This window comes from Glutamicibacter sp. PAEs-4 (assembly GCF_051161755.1).
GTDB classification, from domain to species: domain Bacteria; phylum Actinomycetota; class Actinomycetes; order Actinomycetales; family Micrococcaceae; genus Glutamicibacter; species Glutamicibacter nicotianae.
The window spans coordinates 1,361,732-1,385,481 of sequence record NZ_CP195017.1 but is presented as its reverse complement, the minus strand read 5'-3'; the positions used below and the strand labels follow the sequence as shown (position 1 = coordinate 1,385,481).

Here is a 23,750-nt window from a genome sequence, read left to right as displayed (position 1 = left end):
CTAGGAATTGCTGCCACCATAGGCAAGGGTTCCCAGCTCTTCGCCGTTGGCGTCAAGAACAAGCATCTTGTTGCCCTCCTCCAGCTTGGCGGTGGCGGCACGCGAAAGCCAGTCATCCACGCCTTCGCAGTACATCTTGGTCGAAGCCAACGCGCCGAATTCCAGCTCTTCGGATCCGCTCCATGTGCCGGTAATACGGTTGCAGCCATCACTGCCGGCGACCTTGCCGTCCGCTGAAAGTTCCAGCCACGGCTGGCCTTGTTCCTTGCTGCCCCACAAACCTGCCGGATCCTGCAGTATCACGCTGGTCTCGCTTTCGGTTGGCTGGCTGGCGCCAGACCCGCTCCCGGTAGATGCGCAGGCGGCAACGCCACAGGCCAGAGCTACTGCTGCGCTGCTCAGGAAGAATCGCTTCATGGTCCCAGCCTAGGTCCAGAATCCTCCGCTGACCAGCACCGAATTATGGCTGGGAGTCTACTGGCTGGGTTGGTTCCTTCGGCCCGGCGATCTCGATAGCCCCTGTCACCGTACGCTGCGCGCCGGTGCTGGCCGGAACTACTTCCTCAGCTTCCGGCTTGGCGTGCGCGGCATGGCCATGGCGCAGGTCGATGACGCCGACCACGAGGGTGGCCAAGACCAGCAACGAAATGGCAACAAAGGAGAGCGACATTGCCAGCGAATAGCCGGCAATATGATTCATGCCGTAGAAGACAGCGGTGATCACCGCAATGCCCACGGCGGTGCCTACGCGCTGGGAAGTCTGCATCAAGCCTCCGGCGCTGCCGGAGTTGGCCACGGGAACTTCCATCAGGGTCAGCGCCTGGTTAGGCGAAATGATGAAGCCCTGCGCCACTCCGATGAAGGCCAGCGAAAGCAGCATCCACCAGATGCCCAGCACCCCGCGCTCTTCCAAGAGCACCACGGCAATGGTGGCCAGCAGGCCGAACAGTGCACTGAGGATGCCGCCAATAACCAATTTCCGCCCCAAGGTCATCACGTAGCGTCCGGCAATATCGGAGCTGAAGGCCGACAGCAGTGCGGCCGGAAGGCAGATCAATCCTGCTTGAAGTGCGCTGAAGCCCTGGGATTGCTGGACATAGATTGCCACCAGCACCCAGACGCTGGAAACCCCCATGAAGTAAAGGCCTGCGATCAGCGTGCCATTGGTGAAGCTGCGGATCTTGAACAAAGCCAGTTCCACCATTGGTTCACGACCGCGCTTCTTGTACTTCTTCTCCCACTGGACCCAGAGCACCAGGAGCAGGAAGGCCAAGGCCAGAAGCGACCAGAGCCACGGGGTTTCGCGTCCCTGCACGAAGGGCAGCAGCAGGGCGAAAATGCCTACTGCCAGCAGCAAACCGCCAACTGGATCCAGATCCACCTTGCCCGTTGGCTTGCTGAACAGCGGCTTGGGCAGCCACAGCAAGGCAAGGACAATTGCCAGCACTCCTACCGGTACGTTGATCAGGAAGGTGGAACGCCAGCCGGCGTCTTCGCCAAACCAGTTGATCAGCAGTCCGCCCAGCACCGGTCCGATGGCGACCGAGAAGCCAACAGCTGTGCCCAGCAAGCCATAGGCCCGGCCACGGGCAGCGCCACGGAAATGCTGCTGGATCATGCCCATCACCTGCGGGTTGAGCAATCCGGAGCCGATGCCCATGATGAAGCGCGCAATGTTCAAGACCAATGGATCAGCTGCCAGGCCAGCCAGGACGCTGGCCGCGGTGAAGATCGCGACGCCTGCCACGAACATCACGCCGCGGCCCAGCAGGTCCCCGGCGCGTCCGGCGGCAACCAGCACCACGCCAAAGGTCAGCGCATATCCTGCCAGCACCCATTGCAGGTCGGCCTCGGTAGCGTGCAGGGTGGAACCGATAGCGGGGAGAACCACATTGACGATGCTGACCGATACCAGGGACATGAACATCGCGGCGAGCAGCACGCCGAGCAAACGCCACCGGGCCCCGGCCGAGAGTTCTTCAGCAACTGGTGCCGGATGCGGCTTGCTCTGGGACATGGGCCAACTTTCACACGAATTCCAGGCCGCAGATTCCTGCGGCCCTGCAACCTACAGCGCCAGCCGGTTGGCTATTATTCCCTGTCGACGTGCTTTTCACTGTTCGGGATTCTCGGCGGTGCGATTGAGCTCGAGCATCTGTGCAATGGCCAGCAACCTCAACTCGATAACTTCCTCGAAGAGGTCGTCGCTGTCTTGCTGAGGCAACTCGAGGGATTGGCGTGCCAGCGGCGTGGGAACTTCCGGGTAGGCGTCAAGCAATTGGAGCGGCACCAGCGAGCTCACATAGTCCGGTCTGTCTTTTGAGCGGCGGTCGTAGTAGTAATCCACATGCATCACGAAACCCAGGACGTCGCGTTCCAGTGCGCGGACCAGCGCTACAGCCTGTTTGAGCGTCAATCCGATATCCACGTAGAACGCTAGGATCCGTTCCATCAATTCGTTGCGGAATGGGCCGGGCTCGACCTTGAGCTTTTCGTCGAGCGCCATCTGCGATGCCCGGGGGTAGGCGCGGTAGGCCTTGCGCGTCGCATTGTAGGCTTCGGTCACGCCACGCTTCCAGTCGTTGCAGTCGAATTCGATCAGCGGATTGATCGATATGAAGCGCGATACGGCGAGGTTGATGACTTCTTGGCGGTCAGCCACATAGTTGTACAACGCCCGCGGGGTGACATTGAATTCGGTCGCAAGACGATGCATGGTCAGCGCGTCATAGCCCTCGGCACCGGCTATTTCCAATGCCTTCTGGGCAATCTGATCCTTGCTCAGGGTCTGGAACTCGGAGTCCTTGCGCGGGCGCCCGCGACCTCGTTTTATAGGTTCAGGAGAGGATTTTTCCTTGTTTTCGGCCATGCCAAGAGGATATACGCATTCCCTATGGAAAATCCCATAAAGCACCACAAGACCTGAAAACGCTAGAACAGGGCCAGCAACTTCCTGGCCCGCTCATGCCACATGCCCGCGGCTACCGCGAGATGGCCTACGGCGAAGCCCATCCCGCCAGCCAGCCATGGCCACGCTAGAACTGCGCCGTAGGTTCCGGGCAGCGCGGCGACGAATCCAGCAGCCATCACCAGCAGGCCGGCTGCCACCAGGGCAATATGGGCCAGCTTCCAGCGGAACGGCAGCAGCAGCGCCAGCACAGCCAGCAGCGCGGCCGGAGCCGCAATCAGCCACGGTGCACCGCTGAATCCAGCCAGCCCCTGGTAGCTGGCATACCCGACAACCAGGATCAGCAGCACGGCAGCGCAGATGAGCCAGGCTGGCCCTGGCCTGGCCATGGAACCACGCATCATCAGCAGCGGGGTGAATACCTGTGCCCAGAGCAGCACGGTGACCGGGACGAAGTAGAGAGCGAGCGTTCCGCCACCGGCCACGCAGATGGCGGTCATGATCACCGCCCCAAGGATCTGGATGATGGTGCCGGCAATATTCGGAAGCCACAACGGCACGAGGCTGAGGATGGCCGGAATGAAGGCCAGCCAAAGCAGCTGCGAGCCGATCAGCAATTCAAGTTTCCCCAGGAAGCCGCTTGCTCCCCCGGCAACGAATCCGAAGCCTTGCCCCTCGACCAAGGCGGTCTGGGGCGGGGCGAAGAGCACCACCATCAGGGTGAGCAAGGCAAGCGCGGAGATTGGCCATGCCAGGATGCGCGTCAGGAAGTGCTTGCCGCTGCTGACTTCCAGGGCTTCGGGCTCATGGCGTTCGAATTTGCGCGCACGGGATGCAGGCTCGCCAAGCAGGCGGACCAGATCGCGTTTGCGGCGTCCGCCGCCCGGCAGGCGGAGAATCTCCTGCTTGGTCGTTTCAATGACCTCGTTGCGTTCTTCCAGCGACAAGAAATCCAAGGCCCGGCGAAGTTGCTCCAAATAGTTGCGGGCGGCGCGCGGCAGGTAGGGCTTCATGCCATTTACTCTACGTGCTCCGAGCGCTTGGCCAGCACAGGAAAAGGGGGCAACGCCAGTGGCGTTGCCCCCTCTTCGAGCAGCGTAGAGGTGCTCGAGCGCTACTTGCCTGCGCCGGCGGTGAGCCCGCCGACAATGTACTTCTGCAGGAACAGGAACAGCGCCATCACCGGGATTGCTGCCAGCACCGCGCCGGCGGCGAAGACCGACCAGTTGGAAGTGAACTCCTCCGAAACGTAGGAGTACAGGCCCACGGCCAGCGTCTGGTTCTCCGGGGAGACCAGGATGACGGAGGCGATGACGAAGTCCGAGGTGCTGGAGATGAAGGACAGCAGGCCGACAACTGCCAGGATCGGCGCCACCAGGCGCAGGATCATGGTGAAGAAGATGCGGGCGTGGCCGGCACCATCGATCTTCGCCGCTTCATCGATTTCCACTGGAACGGTGTTGAAGAAGCCGTACATCAGGTAGGTGTTCACTCCCAGTGCGCCGCCCAGGTACACCATGATCAAGGCGATCTGGCTGTCGATGCCCAACACCGGGAAGACATCTCCCAGCGAGGTGAGCAGGATGAAGATCGCCACCACTGCCAGCAGCTGCGGGAAGATCTGCACGACCAGCAGGCTGACCAGGCCCACGCGGCGCCCGGTGAAACGCATCCGCGAGAAGCTGTAGGCGGCCAGCGCCCCGAGGAACACGGAGGCGGCGGCCGTGGTCAGGCCGATGAACAAGGTGTTCACGAACCAAGCACCGAAGGGACGCTGCTCGTTCTGGAACAGCTCCACATAGCTGTTGAAGCCGACGGTGGTGAAGAAGCCGTTGGAGGACAGCAGGGTGCCGTTGGGGTTCAGCGATGCCGAAAGCACATAGAGCAACGGGAACGCCGCATAGATGCACAGGGCTACGCCGATCAGGTGGCGCCAGCCGGTGGTGGCGAACCATTTGCCAAAGCCTCGCCGCGGTGCCCGTTCCCTGAGCGCGCGTGCCGCGGGACGGCCGGTGATTTGGGTGCTCATTAGTTCAGCTCCTCCAGTGCCTTTGTCTGCTTGAAACTGATAATCGAGATGATCGCGACGATCACGAAGATGATGATGGAGAAGGCGCTGGCCAGGCCATAGTCGCGTTGCGAGCCGACGAAGGCCACCTTGTAGACCATGGAGATCAGGATGTCGGTGGATCCCACGTTCAATCCTGCATCCTGCAGGCGCGGCCCGCCTTCGGTGAGCATGTAGATCACGTTGAAGTTGTTGAAGTTGAACGCGAAGGAGCTAATCAGCAGCGGAGCTACCGAGACCAGCAGCAGCGGAAGCTTGATCAAGCGGAAGATCTGAAATGGCTTCGCCCCATCGAGGGTGGCCGCTTCGGAGAGCTCATCCGGAATGGACTGCAGCGCGCCGGTGCAGACCAGGAACATGTACGGGAAGCCGAGCCACAGGTTCACCCAGAGCACCGAGAACTTCGCCAGCCACGGGTCGGTCAGCCACGGGATCTGCGCCCCGCCCAGCAGCACCTGGTTGATGAAACCGAAGTCGCGGTTGAGCATGCCGGCCCAGACCAGGCCGCCCAAGAACGCCGGGAAGGCGTACGGGAGGATCGAGATGACACGGTAGATCTTCCGCCCCTTCATGCGCATGTCGTTGAAGACGATTGCGAGGAACAGGCCCAGGAAGAAGGTGGTTGCCACCGACAAGAAGGCGAAGGCGAATGTCCACACGGTGACGGAGAACAGGGCGTTGCGGATCGAGGAGTCGGTGACCGCGCGGGTGAAGTTGTCGAAGCCCACGTTGATGGACCAGCCGGGCATCAGCTGTGTGCCATCTTCGGCGGTGTACGCGCCGACGCCGGTGTCCTTGTACACCACGCCGGTCTTCTGATCGGTCATGGTGTCGGCGGCTTCGTCGTATTTCAGGGACGAGGTGTACTGGTATGCGGTGCGCCCGTCGCTGGTGCGCAGGGTGCCATCGGCAGGGTTCTCGCTGACCGGAACGGTCAGCGAGGTGACCTCCTGCTGGCGACCCAGCAGATCGCCGAAGGCCAATTCGGAGTAGTCCCCCAGGGCTGCAGGATCGACCGGGGCGAACGGCTGATCCGCGTCGCCGAGCATTTGCTGGCCATCGCGCTCGATGAGCATCGCCAGCCCGTCCTGCCCGTCGAGGATGGACACCGGGTAGCCAGCGCTTCCCTCGACGCGGTTCTGGTTGGACTGCAGCAGCGCGGTGATCGCATCGTCCTTATCCGAGTTGTGTCCCGACCCGTAGTTGGTGAAGGCGATGTACCCCGTGTAGCCGATCACGAAGACCTGGAAGATCAGCAGGAAGATGGTGCCCGGCAGCAGGTACTTGGCCGGCAGCCAGCCGCGCTTGAAGTAGATCACGTTGATCAGCACGGTGATCACGGCGATCGCCGAGGCGATCACCCAGGCTTCGCGCCCCAGCGCTGTGAAAACCGCGAAGATGGCCGTCGCATCGACGATTGCCACCAGGATGATCTTGGCGAGCATGGCGCCAACGGAGGTGCTGGTGGCGTTGGCGAAGCGCCTGGCCGCCGGTGACAGCTTGGGCTTCGTCTCCTCGGTGCTTGATTGCGGCCCCTGGTGGGCAGTCTTTGTCATCTTCCAGATGTCCCTGTCGATCAAGTGCAGCTAATGCTGCTGGATTGCAGGCGCTGGGGCCAGAAGGATCGCCTTCCGTCCCCAGCGCCATCGGTGTGCCTGGTGGCAGGCGGTACTACTTGGAGATGGCCTTCTCGATGTCCGAGGTCATCTGCTTCCAGCGCTTGGCCGGATCAGCCTTGCCGGAGATGATCTCGGCCTCGGCCACACCCCAGAACTCCCATACGGCCGCCATTTCAGGGATGTTCGGCATCGGAACGCCGTTAGCGCCGACCTCGCCGAAGGAGGCGATGGTCTCATCGGACTTGGCAGCTTCGAAGGCCGCCTTGTTGGCTGGCGGTCGGTTGCCTACCTCGTACAGCTCGGTCTGAACTTCCTCGGTGCCGATGTAGTTGGTCAGGAATTCGGTTGCTGCCAGCAGGTTCTCGGTCTTCGAGGAAACGAAGAAGCCCTGGACTGCGACGAAAGGCTGGGCTGGCTCGCCACCAGCCGATGGAATCGGATCGATTTCCAGATTGATGCCAGCGTCTTCGACAGCGTCCACGTTCCATGGACCGGTCAGGAAGAATGGCGAGTCGCCGGAGACGAACTTCTCCTTGGCAATGTCTCCGTCGATGCTGGTCTTCAGGTTGCCTTCTTCGCCCTCTTCAGCCAGCCACTTGGCGAATTCGATGCCGCCTTCGTTGCCGATCTGCAGGTCGGCCGGATCGTAGGCGCCCTTTTCATCGGTGCCGAACACCGGTGCGCCGAAGGAGGTCTGGAATGGGTAGGCGTGGAATGGATCGCCAACATCAGAGACCTGCACCAGGAATGGGAATTCGGTGTCGGCCTTCTCGCCGGCGGCGATCATCTCATCGAACGTCGCAGGGGCTTCGTCGACCAGATCCGCGTTGCGCAGCAGGGCCAGGTTCTCGGTGGCGTACGGAACGCCGTAGGTGTTGCCCTCGTAGCTCATCGCGGTCACTGCCACATCCTGGAACTCGCCGGCCTTGCCGCCCAGTTCAACCGGCTGGACCACGCCGTTGTTGACCAGGTTGCCCAGCCAGTCGTGGGCACCGATGGTGATGTCCGGCCCCTTGCCGGTTGGCACCTGGCGCAGGAAGTCTTCCTGGATCTTGGAGAAGTCCTTGATCACCAGGTCCACCTTGACACCGGACTGCTTCTCGAAGTCTGCGGCGGCTTCCTTCAGCACTGGTTCGCGGTTGGCATCGACCCAGACGGTCAGCTTGCCGCCGGAAGCGGCTGCCGGGGAGGATTCCGCGGCGGCCGGGCTCGACGATGCTGCTGGTTCGCTGGTGGCGGACCCACCGCAAGCGGTGAGCGAGAGTGCGGCAATCGCCGTCAACGCTCCGCCAAGAAGCCAAGGGTGTTTGTTCACCTTCATGGGATGTCCTTTCGTGACAACTGTGTCATCAGGGACCGGGCTGGCCGCGATATCAGCTATGGCTACCGGTCGGGTCGTGAGTGGTGCGAGTAACACCATATTTGTAAGCGTTTACAGCGTGGCATAGATCATCAGCTTTGACAAGAGTAGCCATAAAATCAGTTTTAATCACCCTTACGTGGAATCACGGCAACTCAGGAGGCGTAATCCGTAGATCATAATTGCAAGCGTTTACATTCTGCGTTCGATCATTTATCGTTACCGTCATGACTTCAATTCGTTCAGCAGCTGATTTCCCTGTGCAGGCCGAAAACGCGCAGTGGTGGCGCTCCTCGGTGATCTACCAGATCTACCCGCGCTCCTTCGCCGATTCCAATGGCGATGGCATGGGCGACCTGCGCGGAATTACCCAACGCCTGGAAAGCATCGCGCAGCTTTCGGTCGACGCGATCTGGCTTTCGCCATTCTTCACTTCCCCGCAGAAGGACGCCGGATACGACGTCTCGAATTACTGCGACGTGGATCCGCTGTTCGGAACCCTGGAAGACTACGACGCGATGGTGGCCAGGGCCCATGAATTGGGTCTGAAGGTCATCATCGATCTGGTCCCGAACCACTGCTCGGACCAGCACCCATGGTTCCAGGAGGCGCTCCAGGCAGCTCCCGGCTCCCCCGAACGCGACCGCTTCATCTTCAAGGACACCCCGGAAACCGGACACCCGAACAACTGGGGTTCGGTCTTCGGCGGCCCGATGTGGACCGCAACCAGGAACCCGGATGGCAGCACCGGCCAGTCCTACCTGCACATCTTCGATTCCTCGCAGCCTGACTTCAACTGGCACAACGAGGAAGTCCGCGCGATGTTCCGCGACGTCCTGCGCTTCTGGCTGGATCGGGGCACCGACGGCTTCCGCGTCGACGTGGCCCACGGCTTGATCAAGGCCGAAGGCCTGCCCGATTTCACGCCGGACCCCATGGCAGCTTCGATGGGCGGCACCGAAGAACTGGCTCCGTGGTGGGGCCAGGACGGCGTTCATGAAATCTACCGCGACTGGCGCAAGGTCATGGACGAGTACGAGGGCGACCGCGTGCTCTGCGCCGAGGCATGGGTCAATCCCCTGTCGCTGATGGCGAAGTGGGTGCGCAACGACGAGATGCACCAGGCATTCAACTTCCCGTACCTCTCCTGCGATTTCGATGCCAAGCAGATCCGCAAGACCATCGACGAGTCCCTTCAGGAGTTCGGCAAGGTCGGCGCACCGAGCACCTGGGTGCTCTCCAACCACGACGTGGTGCGCCATGCGACCCGCCTGGCGCTGACCGATGAGAACCCGCAGGGCGAGGGCATTGGCCCGAACACCCCGAACCTGCCAGAGCCTGCCGTCGGATTGCGCCGCGCACGCGCTTCCAGCACGCTGATGCTGGCCCTGCCGGGCGGCGCCTACCTCTACCAGGGCGAGGAACTGGGCCTGCCGGAAGCAATCGACCTACCCGATGATGCGCGCCAGGATCCGACCTGGTTCCGCACCAATGGCGAACGCTATGGCCGCGATGGCTGCCGCGTCCCCTTGCCATGGGAGAGCGGCAAGCCGGCCTTCGGCTTCAGCTCGACCGGCGAAAGCTGGCTGCCGCAGCCAGCCGGCTGGGATTCCTACGCCCGCGATGCGCAGCTCGAAGACCAGTCCTCCACGCTGAACCTGTACCGCCGCCTGCTGCAGCTGCGCCAGGACCACGCGCTGGGCACCGGCACCCTTCAATGGATCGACGGCACCGAGGACGAGGTCCTGGCCTTCGCCAACGGCAACGTGCTGGTCGTGGCCAACTACGCCGCAACCCCCCTGCCATTGCCGGTGCAGGCGTACAGCGCCACCGAGCTGGTGCGCAGCCAAATGGAGCAGTCCGCGGAACCGGGAATGATCCCGGGCGAAACCGCCATCTGGTTCCAGCTGGCATAGGGAGCAATCAAGTTTCCGGCAGCAGCCGCACCGGGTAACGTTAGGCAGTAGCCGCGGCCATGGGAAAGAGATTTCCCCCAGCCGCGGCTACTGGCATGAAGGAAGGACATGAAGTGGCCGGAATCAAGGACGTCGCGCAAGCCGCTGGCGTATCCATTGCCACCGTCTCTCGCGCGCTATCTGGGCGGGGTTCGGTCTCTGCGGCCGCGCAGGAGGCGGTGCAGCGTGCCGCCGCGGAACTGGGCTACGTGGTCTCTTCCTCCGCGTCCGGGTTGGCATCGGGCCGCACTCGCAATATCGGTGTGCTCGTGCCGGTGATCAACCACTGGTTCTATGCCTGCGTGCTAGAAGGCATCTCCAGCCGCCTGATGGACGAGGGCTATGACACCACCCTCTACCAGCTGACCAAGGACCGCACCCAGCGCGAGAAGATCTTCTCCGATTTCCTGCTGCGCCAGCGGGTAGATGCGGTCATCGCGGTCAATGTCGAGTTGGCCGAGGACGAGGTCCAGGCGCTGCTGGCGGTGGACAAGCCCTTGGTTGGCGTGGGCGGCCCGTTGCCCGGCGTGCCCACGCTGTATGTCAACGACGAAGCGATCTCGGCCCTCGCGACCGGGCACCTGGTTTCCCTGGGCCATGAACGCATCGGCTTCATCGGCGGCAACGCGGAAACCGATGTGGACTTCCTGGTGCCCACGCACCGCCGCACCGGCTATGAGCGGGCCCTGGCCGAGGCTGGGCTTGAAGTGGATGAGTCGCTGATTGTGAGCGCCGACTTCACCCTGCCCCAGGGCTACGCAGTGGCCAAGCAGCTGCTGGGCAACCCGGCGTCCCGGCCCACCGCAATCTTCGCGGCCAGTGACGAAATGGCCATCGGCGCCATCCTGGCCGCGCGCGATCTCGGATTGCAGCTTCCGCAGGATCTCTCGGTGGTCGGCGTAGACAACCATGACCTTGCCGAACTTTTCGGCTTGACCACCGTCGAGCAGCGACCGCATGAGCAGGGTCAGCTGGCGGTCGCGATGCTGCTGCGGGCAATCCGCGGAGAGGAACCGGCACAGGCCCACGAATTGGAGCATCGGCTGGTCGTGCGCTCATCGACCACCCGACCGGCCTAGCAGCCTGGACAGGGATTCACCAGCCCGCTGATTCCACTGGCTGTCATCGATATCGCCGATCGCCGAACACGCAAATGCCCGCGCCGGCACCGGATCGCTTGATCCAGTGCCCGCGCGGGCATCGCGCTGCTGTGGAATTAGTGCACCACAGTCGAGTCGGCCTGTTCGCCCTCGACTTCTTCCAGATGCAGGTTGCGTCCGCGAGTCTCGCCCACCCAGAGCACGGCCGCCACGGAGATGACGGTCAGCACCATGATGTAGACGGCAATCGAGACCGAAGCGCCGGTGGTCTCCAGCAGGATCTGCGCCACGGTGGCAGCGAAGGCACCACCTAGGATAGCACCGAGCGCATAGCCGATGGAGATGCCCGAGTAGCGGATCTGTGCAGGGAACATTTCCGCGTACATTGCCGACTGCGGGCCATAGGACAGGCCCAGGCCAACGGTCAGCACGAAGATGGCGATGGTGTACAGCACGATGTTGCCGGTATCGACCAGCATGAACATCGGGATCATCCAGACGAAGACCAGCGCGTAGCCGATCACGAAGGTCGCGCGGCGCCCGATCTTATCCGAGAGCCAGCCGCCGACCAGGGTGAAGATCAGCCAGCCCACCGAACCAATGGTGGTGGCCAAGAGGATTGGCGCAACCGGCATTTCCAGCACCTTGGTGGTGTAGGAGATGAAGAACGCGATGACCAGGTAGCCGGCGGCGTTGTTCGAGATGAAGATCAGCGCAGCCTGCAGGACCTGCTTGGTGTGGCCGGTCATCAGTTCGCGCAACGGCGTGTGCTCGGCGGCCTTGCGCTGGGAGAGCTGCTTGAAGACCGGGGATTCCTCGACCGCACGGCGGATCATGTAGCCCACGAAGATCAGCGCAATGGAGAGCAGGAACGGGATGCGCCAGCCCCAGGCGATAAAGTCTTCCGGGCTCATGGCAACACGCAGGATGTACAGCAGGCCGGTAGCCAGGATCATGCCGATAGGCACACCGATCTGCGGGTAGGCGCCGAAGTAGCCGCGGCGGTGGTTCGGTGCATGCTCTACCGCCATCAAGGCGGCGCCGCCCCATTCGCCGCCGGCCGAGAAGCCCTGGATCACGCGCAGCAGCACGAGCAGGATTGGCGCGGCCACGCCGATGGATGCGTAGGTTGGCAGCAGGCCGATGGCAGCGGTGGCAATGCCCATGAGGATCAGGGTGAGCACCAGGATGCGCTTGCGTCCGTAGCGGTCGCCCAGGTGCCCGGCAACTACTGCGCCGAGCGGACGGAAGAAGAAGGAGATGCCGATCATTGCGAAGGAAAGGATCTGCGCGATGCCCGGGTTCGACTCGCCCAGGGGCTCGAGGAACAGCGGGGTCAGCAGCGTCGCGGTGAGCTGGGCGAAGATGAAGAAGTCGTACCACTCAATGGTGGTGCCCACGAGGGTGCCGGCAAGTACCCGGCGCTCCTCCTGGGTGCGAGAGACAGTCGATGACATGTGAAGACCTTTTGCGAGTAGTATACCGACCGTTCGGACGGTTATATGTCGCACACCATCATAAGCGCAGAGTGAAGCGGATCACAAGATCTGCCCCAAACGTGACCCCATGCAGGCAGGCAGGCACTTTGCGACCCGCCCCGACAGCGAATTCGGTGTTCTAATAGAGAACGACTAAAATCGAAGATAGATCACGGACCTTCCTGGTCCCCAGGCTCACTAAGCAGGCCTCGACGACGTTCCCGCAACGCCGCAGGCCGGATTGAAGATCAATGCCTACCTCCCAGACGCTTTCGCGTGGAATCCGCGTCCTTGAAATCGTCGCCAATTCCCCGGTGAACCTATCCATCGCGGAAATCGCCGCGAAGCTGGAAGTCCACCGATCCATCGCCTACCGGATCATCCGCACCCTGGAACAGCATCACCTGCTCAACCGCGATGAGGCCGGCCATATCCGCTCGGCCTCCGGCCTGGCCGTGCTTGCCCGCTCGGTCCAGCGCGATCTGCAGGCGGCCGCCGCTCCCGAGCTCAACGCACTGGCCAACGAACTGTCCATGACCACCTTCGTGGCCGTCTGGGAACATGACCTGTGCACCACCTTGCAGTCGGTCTCCCCGCTGAACTCCCAGCGCGCGATTGTCCACCGCCCGGGTTCGGTGCACGGCATGGACGTGGGAGCCGCCGGCATCGCAATCCAGTCGCGCTACACCAAGGCCGAGTGGGATGCGCTGGACACGGGCATCGAGTACCGTGACGCTGCCACCCAGGCACGGGTTGACGGCTATGCCACCAGCGAGAATGAAGTCATCCAGGGCGTGAAGTCCATTGCCGTTCCGATCCAGCATTCGGGGCAAACCCCGGCGGCGCTGGCCGTGGTCTTCGCGACCAGCACGGCCGGCAACTACGAGCGCATGATCGAGGAGCTCAAGCACGCGGCGGCACGCATCAGCGACAAGCTCGCGCACTAGGAATTCCCGGCACAGAACGAAATCCCGTGGCACTGCACCTTGATGGCTGCAGTGCCACGGGATTCTGCTCATCCGGCCATGGCGGCCGGATGCACGGTTCTTGGCGTTCGCTCCCTAGCGGACGCGGGCCAGCGACGGAGACTTCGCGACGATGAGCTTCATTGCCACAGCGGCCAGGAAGATCACCAGCGCGCCACCGGTGGAGACCCAGAAGGCGCCGAGATAGCCCAGGGTTTCGGCAAAAACGCCGGCCAGTCCGTTGCCGATCGCGGTTCCCACCACGATGCCGGCAGAGAGCATGGTCATCACGGTGGACAGGCGCTGCGGTGGAGCGACTTCACCGCCCAGGGTCATGACCGTGACAATCACTGGCCCCACGGCAAAGCCTGCGATGAACAGGGCCAGCAGCATCAGCGGCACATTGCCGGCCACGTGCATCCCGAAGCTGAGCACCGTCAGTGCCGCGCCGCACAGGATCCAGCGGTTGATCTGCTTGAAGGATTGCGGCCACGCTGCCACGGAGACTGCAGCAATCGCACTGGAGAAGCCCATGGCGCCATAAAGCAGGCCACCGGAGTTGGAGTCGCCCTGCGCGCCGGCAAAGGCCAGGGTACCGGCTGCCGAGGACCCGAAGACCGTGCCCAGCGCCACCATGCCGAGGATCAGGGCTCCGATCGAGGCAACCTGCGCGCCGCTGATCGAGACCTTCGGCGCGTGTTCGGTATTCTTCACCGGCTTCACGGCATGGCCTGTACGGTGCGAGGCGAAGACCGGCACCAGCACGAGGGTCAACAGCGCGGCGAGGTAGAGCGGCAACACCGGATCCACCAAGGAGGCCAGCAGGCCGACGGCCACCGGGCCGAAGACGAAGCCCAGTTCATCGAACATCGATTCAAGGCTCAGGGCCGCCGACAGCACCTTGTGATTCTTTTTCTGCTGGCGGGTGATGGAGATCCAGCGGACACGGGACATCGGACCGACCTGCGGGCCGGTGGCACCGGTGGCAAGGCACAGGATTGCGAGCAGCGCCGCGGACATGTCGGGGCCGGAATTGCCGAAGAGGGTCAGGGCCACCAGGAGGATCGTGTGGATGACGGCGACAGTGGTCAAGACCGGGCGCTGGCCGACGCGGTCGGCCAGATAGCCGATGCTGGGGCCGCCCACGGCGGATCCCAGGCCAACCATGGCCGCGGCCAGGCCGCCCATGGCATAGGAGCCGGTGGTTGCGGTCACCAGGGTCATGGACCCGATGGTGAGCATCGCGAGCGGGAGACGTGCAAGGAAAGTGAGTGGCAGGAACGGTGCTCCCACCAAAGGAACTAACGCGGAGTATCCGGACATTTTCTCGGATTCCTCACTGTTTTCCTTCGACAAAGTATGCTGAGTCAACAAAACTCCATGACGAAGCGTGCGTCGTCCCACACCCCCCGACGCACAAATTTCCCAAACATGCCTGATGGCACTACTTTCAAGATAGCTACTGCCCCAAGGCAAGTCCAATCTATCCAGCCAAGATCACAGCGCCTTCGCATTCAATGGTGGAACCATGCTGGGTCTTGACCACCGATATCCGGTTGGTGATCCGCTGCTTCATCTCTGCAACGTGCGAGACCAGGCCGATGGTCCGGCCCCCTGCACGCAGGTTTTCCAAGGCCAGCATGACTTCTTCCAGCGTCTCGGCATCCAGCGAACCGAAGCCTTCGTCCACGAAGAGCGTCTGCATGTCCACGGCGCCGGAGTGGTGGGAAATGACTTCCGCCAAGCCCAAGGCCAACGCCAGCGAGGCCATGAAGGTCTCGCCCCCGGAAAGCGTCTGGGTCTCGCGGCGCTTGCCGGTCCATGAATCGAGCACCTGCAGCCCCAGCCCGGATTTGGCGTTGCCTTGCTTGGAATCATCATGGTGCAGCGAGTAGCGTCCGCCGGACATCACGTCCAGGCGCTGCGTCGCGGCGATGGCCACTTCCTCAAGGCGAGCTGCCAGCACATAGGTGCTCAGCGTCATCTTGTAGAGGTTCTCTCCCCCGCCGCGCACCACTTCTGCCAGGGAGCGCAGCCGGCGATAGGCTTCGATCACCGGACCTGCCTCGGACCGCTGGCGTGCAAGGTCGCTGGTGGCCTGCTCATGGCGAGCCAGCTGGGTCTGGGCAAGTATTTCCTCTTCCCGTGCCGCCTCGAAGCGTTCTTCGGCCTGGGCTGCCAGCACCTGCGATTGGGCAAGATCTTCCTCGCTGGGTGCGGCGATGCCTTGCCCTGCAAGTTCCTGGGCCTTACGGCAGTCCTGGGACGCTTGGAGCGTGGCGATGGCGCTGGCCAAATCCGCATCCGCGCGCTGCAATTGGCGCAGGCGATCGCGTTCAGCGCCTTCCAGCAGGGCCGCCTCGAAGGCAGCCAGGTTCTCGAAACCGGCGGCGGTGCACTGGCTGTTCCAGGTGGCTTCCGCTTTCCGCACGGCCTCGGCGGCGTCGATCAGGCGGCGCAGGTGCTGCACTGCGCTGGCCAGCCCGTTGGACTTCTTTGCCAGTTCCTCCACCAGCTCGGCCAGGTTCTTCCGGCCTTGGCGCAGCTGCGCCAGCTTGGCATCCAGCTCAGCCAGCTGGGAATCCAAGGACTGCGCCTGCTGCTTCGCCGTCGCATGTTCCAGTGCGGCTTGGTTGGCCCGCGCAGCGTGCTTTTCAGTACGCTGGCGCACCGCATCCAGCTTGGCCACGCGGGCGGCGATCTCTGCCTGCTGCCTGCGCAGCTGTTCCAGTAGTCCCTGGGCCGTGGCGAGTTCTGCCCGCAGGTCAGCGACCGAGGCCTCGCCGGCCGCTTCCTGGGCGGTCTGGAACTTGGCCACCAGCATGTCGCGCGCTTGCGCGGCCTGCTGCCCGGCGGTGCGTGCCGCAGCCTCCGCGGCCTCCAGTTCCTGGATCTGCGCATCGTCGATCAGCAGGGCGTCGGCATCGGCTTGTGCCGGGGCGGGATGCTCCTGCGCACCGCAGACCAGGCAGGGTTGCCCGTCTTCCAGCGCGGCGGCCAAGCGCAGGGCGCTTTGGGCCAGCTGTTCGGTGCGCAACTCGAGCAGGGACTTGGCGGCACCGGCAATGACCAGTTCCTGCGCGCTGGCCTTCTCACGGGCGGCCAGCGCCTTGCGTTCCAGCGCGTCGCGCTCGGTGGCGTGCTTGATCCTGGTCTCCAGCTCCAGGACGCGTGCCTTGGCCTGCTGGAGCTTTTCATTGGCGGCCACCAGGTCCAGGTCCCCGGCTTCCAGCGTCTCGCGTTCTGCCTTGAGCAGGCCCACCTCGGTTTCGGCCTGGGCCCGGGTCTTCTCATGCTCGGCAGCCAATTCGGCGGCCTTGCGCGCCTGGCCGGCGAGCAGATCGCGGCGCTGCTCATCTTCCAGGGCGGCCTTGGCTACCGCCAGTTCCTCGGCAGCCTGCTGGGCGGGCAGGCGCAGCTGTTCCAGGCCGTCGGCATCGGCACCGGGCTCCAGCCCCGTCTCGGTTTCGAGCCACTGCTGGCTGCGCAGCCAGGACTGGTTGGCCTGCTCCTGCGCCGCGGTCGCCTCATGGAGCTGGTTCAAATAGGCGCGCACCGCCCCGGCCTTGGCATCGGCCTCCAACCGGGTGCCAGCGGCCACGGCAGCCTCATGCTTTTCAGCGTAGCCTGCCTGCATCCCCTGCAGCTCGGCCAGGCGAGCAAAAATCCGTCGCCGCTCTTCCAGTGCCTGCGACTGCTCGCGGGTGCGGGTCTTCTCGGTGCGCAGGGCGGCCGCTTCGTCGGCCGAGCGCTGGAGGATCACCGCGATCCGGCGGCGATAACCGGCGAACTGCTCGGCCTGCGCCGCATCCTCGCCCGCCTGCTCCTGGCCAGCTCCCTCGGCGCCGTCCAACTCGGTGCCGACCAGCTCGTCGGCGGTTTCGCGGCCGGCCAGGAATGACCGGGCGGCCGAGTGGATGGCTTCCTCGCTGGCGCTCAGGCGCGCTTCCACGCTTTCGGTGTGCTTGCGCGCTTCAGCGAGGCGGGCAGCGAATTCATCTTCGATCCGCGCATAGCCGCTGGTGTCGAAGAGATTCGCCAGCAGCTCTTCGCGGTCCTTGGCCTTGGCCCGCAGGAAGTCGGCGAAGCCGCCCTGCGGCAGCATGACCACCTTGGTGAACTGCTCGCGGTCCAGGCCCAGCAGGCTGCCCAGGATGTGGCCCACCTCGTCATTGCGGGTGGACAGTTCCTGCCAGCCGGCATCGGTGAATTCGCGCAGGAAGCTGGCGGCCTTCTGCTCGGTGGTCTTGTTCTTGCCGCGCTTGGAGGGGCGCATCCATGCCGGGGAACGGGTGGCCTCGAACCGCCGGTCGCCGATGGTCAGCTCGCAGACCACCTCCGGGGCCAGTCCCGCCGGGGCATGGTCGGAACGGATCTGCCGGCTGCCCGCCCGGCTTCCGGGCAGCGCGCCGTACAGGGCATAGCAGATCGCGTCCAGGATGCTGGACTTGCCGGCCCCGGTGGGGCCATCGAGCAGGAACAGCCCGCCGTCGGCCAGTTCATCGAAATTGATTTCTTCGGTGCCGGCGAAGGGACCGAAAGCCTGGATTTGGAGTCGGTGGATTCTCACTGGCTGACCTGTGCCTCTCGGGTGGCTTGGATGACTGAGTCGATGACTTCGCGTTCGGGGTCATCGGCGGCGCGTTCGCGGACGTGCTCCACGAAGTCCCGCACCACCTGCTCGGTGCTGGTTGCCTTGGCCATGCGCTCGGCATAGCTGGCCGGTTGCTCCTTTTCCCCGGTTCCTTCGGGAGCGAAGTTCAGCACCACGGTGTCGGGGAAACGGGTTCGGATCGTTGCCATCGCCTCGGCGGGGCGCTCGCTGTCGGTCAGCGTGACCTGGCACCAGGCCCCCACGGCGGACTCCAGGTCCGGGTCGGTCAGCAGCTCGGCGAGCTTGCCCTTGAGGATGGCCAATTTCTTCGGCACCGGCAGCAAGATTTCTTCGATGGACTCGATGCCAGAGGCGCTGGTCTCGATCAGCCATACGCCCTTTCGCTGGGTGGCCTCGGAGAAGGAGTAGGCCAGCGGCGAGCCCGAATAGCGCACATGCTCCTTGACCTTCTGCCGTCCGTGCAGGTGGCCCAGGGCCGAGTAGTCGAAGTGCTCGAACAGCTCGGCCGGCACCACGTCGAGGTTGCCGGTGCTCAATTCGCGTTCCGAGTCGCTGCCGATGCCGCCGGCGGCGAACAGGTGCGCCATAGCGATGGAAACGACCGGCTTCTGACCCGCCCGCAGCTGCTCCAGATGCTCGTCGATCTGCGCGATGGCCGCCTGCACCACCGCTTCATGGCTGGCCTTGGCGACGCCCAGGCGTTCCATCACCATGCGCGGTTCCAGGTACGGGATGCCATAGATGGCCACCTGGTGGTCGCCGGCATCGCGCAGCACCGGCTGCAGCATGCGCTGGGTATCGGCGATAATATGCACCCCGGCGGAATCCAGCAGATCGGCGCCGAAGCCCAGGCGGGAGGCCGAGTCGTGGTTGCCGCTGGTGATGACGATACTGGCCCCGGTGGCGCGCAGCTCGCGCAGCACCCAGTTGCACAGCTGGACGGCATCCACATGCGGCAGCGCCCGGTCATAGATGTCCCCGGAAATCAGCACCACGTCAACCTGCTGGTTGATGGTGACGTCGATGATTTCCTGCAGCACTGCCCGCTGCGCTTCGATCAGGGAGGCTCCGTGGAAGGTGCGGCCCAAATGCCAGTCCGAGGTATGAAGCAATCGCATGTGTCCAACCTTATGCAATGCCGCGGACAACTTGGACATTAGAATGGGGGTTGTGAATGAAACCGGTGAAACTGCACTCCTGCCAGAGAACTACTCAGACAAGGTGTTTGCGATCCTCCTCGGCCTGGCCGATGGCGCAACCCACGCCCGTGACGACATTGATCCCGGAGCCACCGAAATCCTCCCGCTCTACCTGGCCGACGGCCTGCTCGAAGCGCTGGAATGGGCCCGTGACGGTGTAGCCAGCGACGAAGCGGCCTGCATGTGGCTTGCCGCCCTGCGCGGCTACCGCAAGATCACCGGTTCCTTCCCGGACCGTACCCCGGAACCGCTGGGCCGCTGGATCGACAAGGAATTTTCCAACGTCGAGATCTTCGAGAAGATCCACGACGGAGATCCGCAGAACCTGGCCGGCCTGGACAGCCCCGACATGGGGCAGCCCGGGCGTCCAACCGGTGCCGGCGCCGACTCCACCGGCGTGCTGCCGCGCGCCGCGGTGACCGCGCTGCTGGCCCGGGTCCCGCTGGGCACCACCGAGACGCTGGCCCGTTCGGCGGCCTTCCTCACCCACGACGTCCAGGCGGCCAAGACCGCCGTGGCCGCGGCGAAGATCATCCGCTCGGCCATGGAACGCTCCGAGGCGTCTGCCGGAGAATGGGCCGCGCTGCTCGATGGCTTGGACGGCCCATCGGCCGATGCGCTGCGCGAGGTCGCCACCAAGGTCGGCGAGAACATCTCGCTGCCCGGACAGGAAGCCTATGACGCCTACTTCGGCGAGCAGGCGGCCGAAGCGGACGGCGCATCGGACGTGGAAGCAGCCCCGGCGGCTGCCGCCGAGGAAGCAGCCGTGAGGGATCCCGAGGTGGATGCCTACGCTGTTGCGCTGCTGGCCGCCGTCTACGGCACCGAAGCTGTCGGCGAGCGCCCCGCTAGCGCGCTGGATGACATCATCTCCGAGCTGCATGACCGCTGGATGGCGCTGCTCGTCTAGGCGCCCGAAGGGGAGCATGACAAACCTCCGGCCGGCACAGAGCTATCTGTGCCGGCCGGAGGTTTCTTTTCTGCTTTTCTTGGCTGCTAGGCAGTCAGCCCGAAGCCGCCCACCATCTGCATGAATTCTCCTTCGGAGATGATGCTGACCCGCTGGCCCTTTTCGCGCAGCCGCATCACGTGCTTGGCCTTGTTGGTCAGCCGCCCGGTGGCCAGGTCCTCCGGGACAAAGCCGTCGCCGACCACCAGCGCGGTGGTAGCGCGGGTGACCCGCGAGGCGGTCTGCGCTCCGTGCTCGGCCGCCAATTCCTTGGCCTTGGGGCGCGGCATGGACAGGTTGCCGGTGAACACCATGATCTGGCCGAACAGCGGGTGGCTTGGATCCGCGTTCTCGCTCGGCTTGGGGTTCGGGCCTTCTTGCGGCCAGTTGTTGAAGGCATCCTGCGGCGGCAGCGGGTTGCCTGCGGCCAGCCAGCCCTGCGCGTCGCGGGTGGCGCGGGACAGTTCGTCGCCTGGCTGCCAGGCCTGGGTCAGGCTCAGCCGGACGCCATAGTGGTCTGCCGTATCCAGCACCGAGGGCTGTGCGCTGCGCAGGGACATGTCGATCATCGCCCACGCGCAGGCCTCGGCGTCGGCCAGCGCTTCGTGGTGGTTCTCGATCGGGTGCCCGGCTTCTTCGGCAACGAAGGGCAGCGAGTAGCTGGGCAGGTCGTAGGCCTTGCGGGAGAGCTTGACGGTGCACAGGTGCGCGATTTCCGGCACGGCGACGTCGCCGGCCTCGCTGGCCGCGCGGATCACGCCCGAATCGAAAGATGAATTGTGGGCCACCAGCACATCGGATCCGATGAATTCCAGCAGCTGCGGAATCTTGTCGGTAACCCGTGGCGCCGCACTCACCATGTCGGGGGTGATGTGGTGGATCGAGACATTGCGCGGGTCGAAGTGGTCGAATCCGGCCGGCGGCTGCATGAGCCACTGCTCGGTTTCGACGATTTTCCCGGAGCGCACCTTGACCAGGCCCACCGAGCAGGCGGAGCCGATAAAACCGTTTGCTGTCTCAAAATCTACTGCTGTGAAGTCCAATGCCACGCCCAATAGCTTACTCGCTTTATCGCTGGCACTGGCATGGGTGTGACGCGCGCGCCGTGCCCGGCGGGGTTTTCGCAGGGCGATACCGTGGTGGCAATTCACTGCAGTCCCGGAATTGACCTGTGGATATCAAGTAATCGCCGGCCCGCGCGGCGCAAGCCCGAGGCCGGGCATCTCACATGCGAAACCGGCAACCTCGCTTTTGGTGTGCCCGGAAGTCAGCTGCGGAACAATTTCTCGTAGTACTCGCTGAGCGCCGGATAGTAATCGGGCTCGAAGACTACGCTCGCCACGTCGGTTCCGTCCACCGCCGCGGCCAGCCGATCAAGGTAGAACTCCCAGCCCGGCCCGATGGACCCGGCCTGCTGCGGGTCAAGCCCCGGCATTTGGAAGACCAGGCAGCTGCCCTGGCCCGATGCCTCTACCTTCAGCTCCAGCTGCCAAACCGAATCGCCGGTTCCAGTGCGCACCTGCAGCTGTCGCGTGCGCGGATCGCACTGCAAGATCTCCACGCGTTCGGCGGGCGCTTCCTCTTCGGCCAGCAGCACTACCTCGACGGCGCCGCTTTTTGGATCCCCGTGCCAGGATCCGAACCAGAGCGCCAAGTACTCGGAATCGGCCAGATAGCGCCAGATCCTGCCCGGGGATTCGGGGAACACGCGGCGCAATTCCAGCGCGCCGTGCGCGGTGCGGTTTCCGGTGGGCGTAGCGCTCATGGCTGTACTCCTGGGTTGCTCCACTGCCACCGCGGCACTGGCTATTCCAACGCCTTCGCCGGCAGTGATTGAAGAATAGCAAAAAGCGCTGGCTTCCCTCCCGAATGGAAAAGAAACCAGCGCTCATTTCATGGTCTTGGACCCGGCCAGCAGACGGGCTACGCGGTAGCCTTGCGCAAGGTGAGATAGGAGCCGCCAGCCATCAGCAGGGCGACAATACCGCCCCACAAGGTCACTCCAGCGGCGGTCCAGGTCAGTGCCCAGCTCCAGAACTCACCCCAGGAGTTGGTCAAGGTGATCAGGGCGATGATCCCCAGCACCAGCACACCCAAGCAGATGAAGAATGCCACCATGCCAGTGGTGCGCCACCTCATGTAGATGGTCGCTGCCAGGAATCCGATCATGAACAGCAGCACCATCAGCACAAAGTAGAACAGGATCTGGACCAGCCAGTTGTTATCCGCAATCCATTGCAGCGCAAAGAACTGTCCGCCCATGCCCCAACCATCGGTAGCAACTTCCAGCAGTCCCATCACGTAGTAGAACACCGAGAGCGCCAGCGCGCATACGGAGAACAGTGCCACGGTGCCCAGATAGAAGGTACGCCGCGAAATGCTCATGGCCATGGAGAACGGGAAGGTCAACGTCAGCGACTGGATTCCCAGGGCCAAGAAGTACCACATGGGCGCTTGGGCGCCGCCGCTGTACATTGCCCCGTCTCCGCCGTTGCGCCGGACCAGCCACCAGATGGCCATGGTGAAGAGGAATGATGCACCCAGGATGATCAGCGGAATTCCGATGAAGGTGCCCTTGTTGATCAGTTGCATGCGGGCAACTTTGATGACGCGGTTCATTTTCTTGCCTCCGTCCGTTCTTCTGTCCTTTGTGCCGTGGTGCCGCTCAATGCGCTGCGCACCACCAATTGCTGCAGCGACACGGAGCTCAGGTCCAAGCCCATGAGTTTCGCCTGCTCGCGCTGGTCCGCATCCAGCTTGGCCTTGATCGTGACGCTGGCCAGAGCGCCGAGCGCATCGCGATGCAATACCTGCGCGGTGCCGATGAATTCCTGGACCTTGGCGGCGTCACCAGTGACAGTGACCGCCGTGCCGCGCAGCTCTTCGGCATCCGAGTCGATGACGATTTGCCCCTTGTCGATCACGATGACGTGTTCGAGAAGGTTGGCGACTTCGTCGATCAGGTGGCTGGAGAGCACGATGGTGCGTGGGTATTCAGCGAAGTCTTCGACAAGGCGGTCGTAGAAGATCTGCCGGGCTACCGCGTCCAGGCCGAGGTAGGGCTCATCGAAGAAGGTGATGTCGGCCCGCGAGGCCATGCCGATGATGACGCCAACGGCGGACAGCTGCCCGCGGGAGAGCTTCTTGATCCTCCGCTTGATCGGCAGCGCGAACGCTTCGACGAGCTCCTGGGCCAGATCCTCGTCCCAGTTCTCGAAGAACAGGGCTGCGGATTCGAATGCCTGGTGGACCTTGAAGTCATCGGGGTATTTCTGGGATTCGCGGATGAAGCAGATGCGCGAAAGCGTCGGATCATGCTCGAACGGGGCGTGGCCGAAGATTTCGGCGGTGCCGTGGTCTGCATAGTTCTGCCCGGTCAGGATGGACATCAGCGTGGTCTTGCCGGCTCCGTTGCGTCCAAGCAGCCCGTAGATCCGATCCGGCTCCAGATCCAGGGTGACGTTGTCGAGCGCTTTCACGTCCTTGTAGGTCTTGCTCAGTTCGCGTGTGGCGATTGCTGTCGTGCGTGGCATG

At 63.6% G+C, this 23,750-nt stretch carries 19 protein-coding genes; 4 read left to right on the top strand and 15 right to left on the bottom strand.

Going from position 1 to position 23,750, the window contains the following annotated elements; all coding sequences use genetic code 11:
- The 7 genes from ACR9WD_RS06575 to ACR9WD_RS06545 form a co-directional block, all read right to left on the bottom strand.
- Positions 1–417 carry an META domain-containing protein gene (locus ACR9WD_RS06575; RefSeq protein WP_038992131.1) on the bottom strand — a complete coding sequence of 139 codons (417 nt, stop codon included), beginning with the start codon at positions 415–417 and terminating at the stop codon, positions 1–3.
- A 43-nt stretch (positions 418–460) separates the two neighbouring features.
- Positions 461–2,017 carry an MFS transporter gene (locus ACR9WD_RS06570; RefSeq protein ID WP_121866579.1) on the bottom strand — a complete coding sequence of 519 codons (1,557 nt, stop codon included), beginning with the start codon at positions 2,015–2,017 and terminating at the stop codon, positions 461–463.
- Between the two features lie 96 nt (positions 2,018–2,113).
- Positions 2,114–2,869, bottom strand: a complete 756-nt coding sequence (locus ACR9WD_RS06565; protein ID WP_121866578.1) for a TetR/AcrR family transcriptional regulator — start codon at positions 2,867–2,869, stop codon at positions 2,114–2,116.
- A gap of 62 nt (positions 2,870–2,931) precedes the next feature.
- Positions 2,932–3,921: an HAAS signaling domain-containing protein gene (locus tag ACR9WD_RS06560; RefSeq protein WP_285675851.1), complete on the bottom strand. Its 990-nt coding sequence runs from the start codon at positions 3,919–3,921 to the stop codon at positions 2,932–2,934.
- A gap of 101 nt (positions 3,922–4,022) precedes the next feature.
- On the bottom strand, positions 4,023–4,937 hold the full coding sequence (locus ACR9WD_RS06555; protein WP_121866577.1) for a sugar ABC transporter permease: 915 nt from the start codon (positions 4,935–4,937) through the stop codon (positions 4,023–4,025).
- Positions 4,937–6,532, bottom strand: a complete 1,596-nt coding sequence (locus ACR9WD_RS06550) for an ABC transporter permease subunit (RefSeq protein WP_143181132.1) — start codon at positions 6,530–6,532, stop codon at positions 4,937–4,939. The genes ACR9WD_RS06555 and ACR9WD_RS06550 overlap by 1 nt, the downstream gene beginning before the upstream one ends.
- Positions 6,533–6,647: 115 nt before the next feature.
- Positions 6,648–7,916 (bottom strand): sugar ABC transporter substrate-binding protein, encoded by a 1,269-nt coding sequence (locus tag ACR9WD_RS06545; protein WP_038992122.1) that lies wholly within the window; start codon positions 7,914–7,916, stop codon positions 6,648–6,650.
- A gap of 266 nt (positions 7,917–8,182) precedes the next feature.
- Here ACR9WD_RS06545 and ACR9WD_RS06540 point away from each other — a divergent pair, with 266 nt between their 5' ends.
- On the top strand, positions 8,183–9,871 hold the full coding sequence (locus ACR9WD_RS06540; protein ID WP_434922986.1) for a glycoside hydrolase family 13 protein: 1,689 nt from the start codon (positions 8,183–8,185) through the stop codon (positions 9,869–9,871).
- 113 nt (positions 9,872–9,984) lie between these two features.
- Positions 9,985–10,989, top strand: coding sequence for a LacI family DNA-binding transcriptional regulator (locus tag ACR9WD_RS06535; RefSeq protein ID WP_434923193.1), 1,005 nt, complete (start codon positions 9,985–9,987; stop codon positions 10,987–10,989).
- Between the two features lie 137 nt (positions 10,990–11,126).
- Here the strand turns inward: ACR9WD_RS06535 and ACR9WD_RS06530 are convergent, their stop codons facing one another.
- Complete coding sequence (locus tag ACR9WD_RS06530) at positions 11,127–12,467, bottom strand: MFS transporter (protein ID WP_149596696.1); 1,341 nt, start codon at positions 12,465–12,467, stop codon at positions 11,127–11,129.
- Between the two features lie 272 nt (positions 12,468–12,739).
- Here ACR9WD_RS06530 and ACR9WD_RS06525 point away from each other — a divergent pair, with 272 nt between their 5' ends.
- Entirely contained in the window at positions 12,740–13,435 is a 696-nt protein-coding gene (locus ACR9WD_RS06525) for an IclR family transcriptional regulator (protein ID WP_066137671.1), read from the top strand.
- 114 nt (positions 13,436–13,549) lie between these two features.
- On the opposite strand, the gene ACR9WD_RS06520 is transcribed toward ACR9WD_RS06525, so the two are convergent.
- The 3 genes from ACR9WD_RS06520 to ACR9WD_RS06510 all read right to left on the bottom strand — a co-directional run bounded on the left by ACR9WD_RS06520 (position 13,550) and on the right by ACR9WD_RS06510 (position 19,186).
- Positions 13,550–14,824, bottom strand: a complete 1,275-nt coding sequence (locus tag ACR9WD_RS06520) for an MFS transporter (protein WP_052253862.1) — start codon at positions 14,822–14,824, stop codon at positions 13,550–13,552.
- Positions 14,825–14,936: 112 nt separating this feature from the next.
- On the bottom strand, positions 14,937–18,023 hold the full coding sequence (locus ACR9WD_RS06515) for an AAA family ATPase (RefSeq protein WP_434922985.1): 3,087 nt from the start codon (positions 18,021–18,023) through the stop codon (positions 14,937–14,939).
- Complete coding sequence (locus tag ACR9WD_RS06510; protein WP_434922984.1) at positions 18,020–19,186, bottom strand: exonuclease SbcCD subunit D; 1,167 nt, start codon at positions 19,184–19,186, stop codon at positions 18,020–18,022. The genes ACR9WD_RS06515 and ACR9WD_RS06510 overlap by 4 nt, the downstream gene beginning before the upstream one ends.
- 43 nt (positions 19,187–19,229) lie before the next feature.
- Here ACR9WD_RS06510 and ACR9WD_RS06505 point away from each other — a divergent pair, with 43 nt between their 5' ends.
- The gene (locus ACR9WD_RS06505; protein WP_434922983.1) at positions 19,230–20,177 is read left to right on the top strand and encodes a hypothetical protein; all 948 of its coding nucleotides are present in this window, start codon (positions 19,230–19,232) and stop codon (positions 20,175–20,177) included.
- Between the two features lie 86 nt (positions 20,178–20,263).
- Here the strand turns inward: ACR9WD_RS06505 and ACR9WD_RS06500 are convergent, their stop codons facing one another.
- The 4 genes from ACR9WD_RS06500 to ACR9WD_RS06485 all read right to left on the bottom strand — a co-directional run bounded on the left by ACR9WD_RS06500 (position 20,264) and on the right by ACR9WD_RS06485 (position 23,749).
- A complete protein-coding gene (locus ACR9WD_RS06500) occupies positions 20,264–21,265 on the bottom strand; it encodes an exonuclease domain-containing protein (RefSeq protein ID WP_434922982.1) in 1,002 nt (333 codons plus the stop codon).
- Between the two features lie 218 nt (positions 21,266–21,483).
- Positions 21,484–21,981, bottom strand: a complete 498-nt coding sequence (locus ACR9WD_RS06495; protein WP_434922981.1) for a hypothetical protein — start codon at positions 21,979–21,981, stop codon at positions 21,484–21,486.
- 158 nt (positions 21,982–22,139) lie between these two features.
- Complete coding sequence (locus tag ACR9WD_RS06490) at positions 22,140–22,835, bottom strand: hypothetical protein (RefSeq protein WP_149596692.1); 696 nt, start codon at positions 22,833–22,835, stop codon at positions 22,140–22,142.
- The gene (locus tag ACR9WD_RS06485; protein ID WP_149596691.1) at positions 22,832–23,749 is read right to left on the bottom strand and encodes an ABC transporter ATP-binding protein; all 918 of its coding nucleotides are present in this window, start codon (positions 23,747–23,749) and stop codon (positions 22,832–22,834) included. Before ACR9WD_RS06485 ends, ACR9WD_RS06490 begins: the two co-directional genes overlap by 4 nt.
- Position 23,750 lies beyond the last annotated feature (1 nt).

Excerpts from the sequence above, each read along its gene's own strand:
- ACR9WD_RS06575 (WP_038992131.1), bottom strand. The coding sequence starts at position 417 with ATGAAGCGATTCTTCCTGAGCAGCGCAGCAGTAGCTCTGGCCTGTGGC.
- ACR9WD_RS06570 (WP_121866579.1), bottom strand. The coding sequence starts at position 2,017 with ATGTCCCAGAGCAAGCCGCATCCGGCACCAGTTGCTGAAGAACTCTCG.
- ACR9WD_RS06565 (WP_121866578.1), bottom strand. The coding sequence starts at position 2,869 with ATGGCCGAAAACAAGGAAAAATCCTCTCCTGAACCTATAAAACGAGGT.
- ACR9WD_RS06560 (WP_285675851.1), bottom strand. The coding sequence starts at position 3,921 with ATGAAGCCCTACCTGCCGCGCGCCGCCCGCAACTATTTGGAGCAACTT.
- ACR9WD_RS06555 (WP_121866577.1), bottom strand. The coding sequence starts at position 4,937 with ATGAGCACCCAAATCACCGGCCGTCCCGCGGCACGCGCGCTCAGGGAA.
- ACR9WD_RS06550 (WP_143181132.1), bottom strand. The coding sequence starts at position 6,532 with ATGACAAAGACTGCCCACCAGGGGCCGCAATCAAGCACCGAGGAGACG.
- ACR9WD_RS06545 (WP_038992122.1), bottom strand. The coding sequence starts at position 7,916 with ATGAAGGTGAACAAACACCCTTGGCTTCTTGGCGGAGCGTTGACGGCG.
- ACR9WD_RS06540 (WP_434922986.1), top strand. The coding sequence starts at position 8,183 with ATGACTTCAATTCGTTCAGCAGCTGATTTCCCTGTGCAGGCCGAAAAC.
- ACR9WD_RS06530 (WP_149596696.1), bottom strand. The coding sequence starts at position 12,467 with ATGTCATCGACTGTCTCTCGCACCCAGGAGGAGCGCCGGGTACTTGCC.
- ACR9WD_RS06525 (WP_066137671.1), top strand. The coding sequence starts at position 12,740 with ATGCCTACCTCCCAGACGCTTTCGCGTGGAATCCGCGTCCTTGAAATC.
- ACR9WD_RS06510 (WP_434922984.1), bottom strand. The coding sequence starts at position 19,186 with ATGCGATTGCTTCATACCTCGGACTGGCATTTGGGCCGCACCTTCCAC.
- ACR9WD_RS06505 (WP_434922983.1), top strand. The coding sequence starts at position 19,230 with ATGGGGGTTGTGAATGAAACCGGTGAAACTGCACTCCTGCCAGAGAAC.
- ACR9WD_RS06495 (WP_434922981.1), bottom strand. The coding sequence starts at position 21,981 with ATGAGCGCTACGCCCACCGGAAACCGCACCGCGCACGGCGCGCTGGAA.
- ACR9WD_RS06490 (WP_149596692.1), bottom strand. The coding sequence starts at position 22,835 with ATGAACCGCGTCATCAAAGTTGCCCGCATGCAACTGATCAACAAGGGC.
- ACR9WD_RS06485 (WP_149596691.1), bottom strand. The coding sequence starts at position 23,749 with ATGCCACGCACGACAGCAATCGCCACACGCGAACTGAGCAAGACCTAC.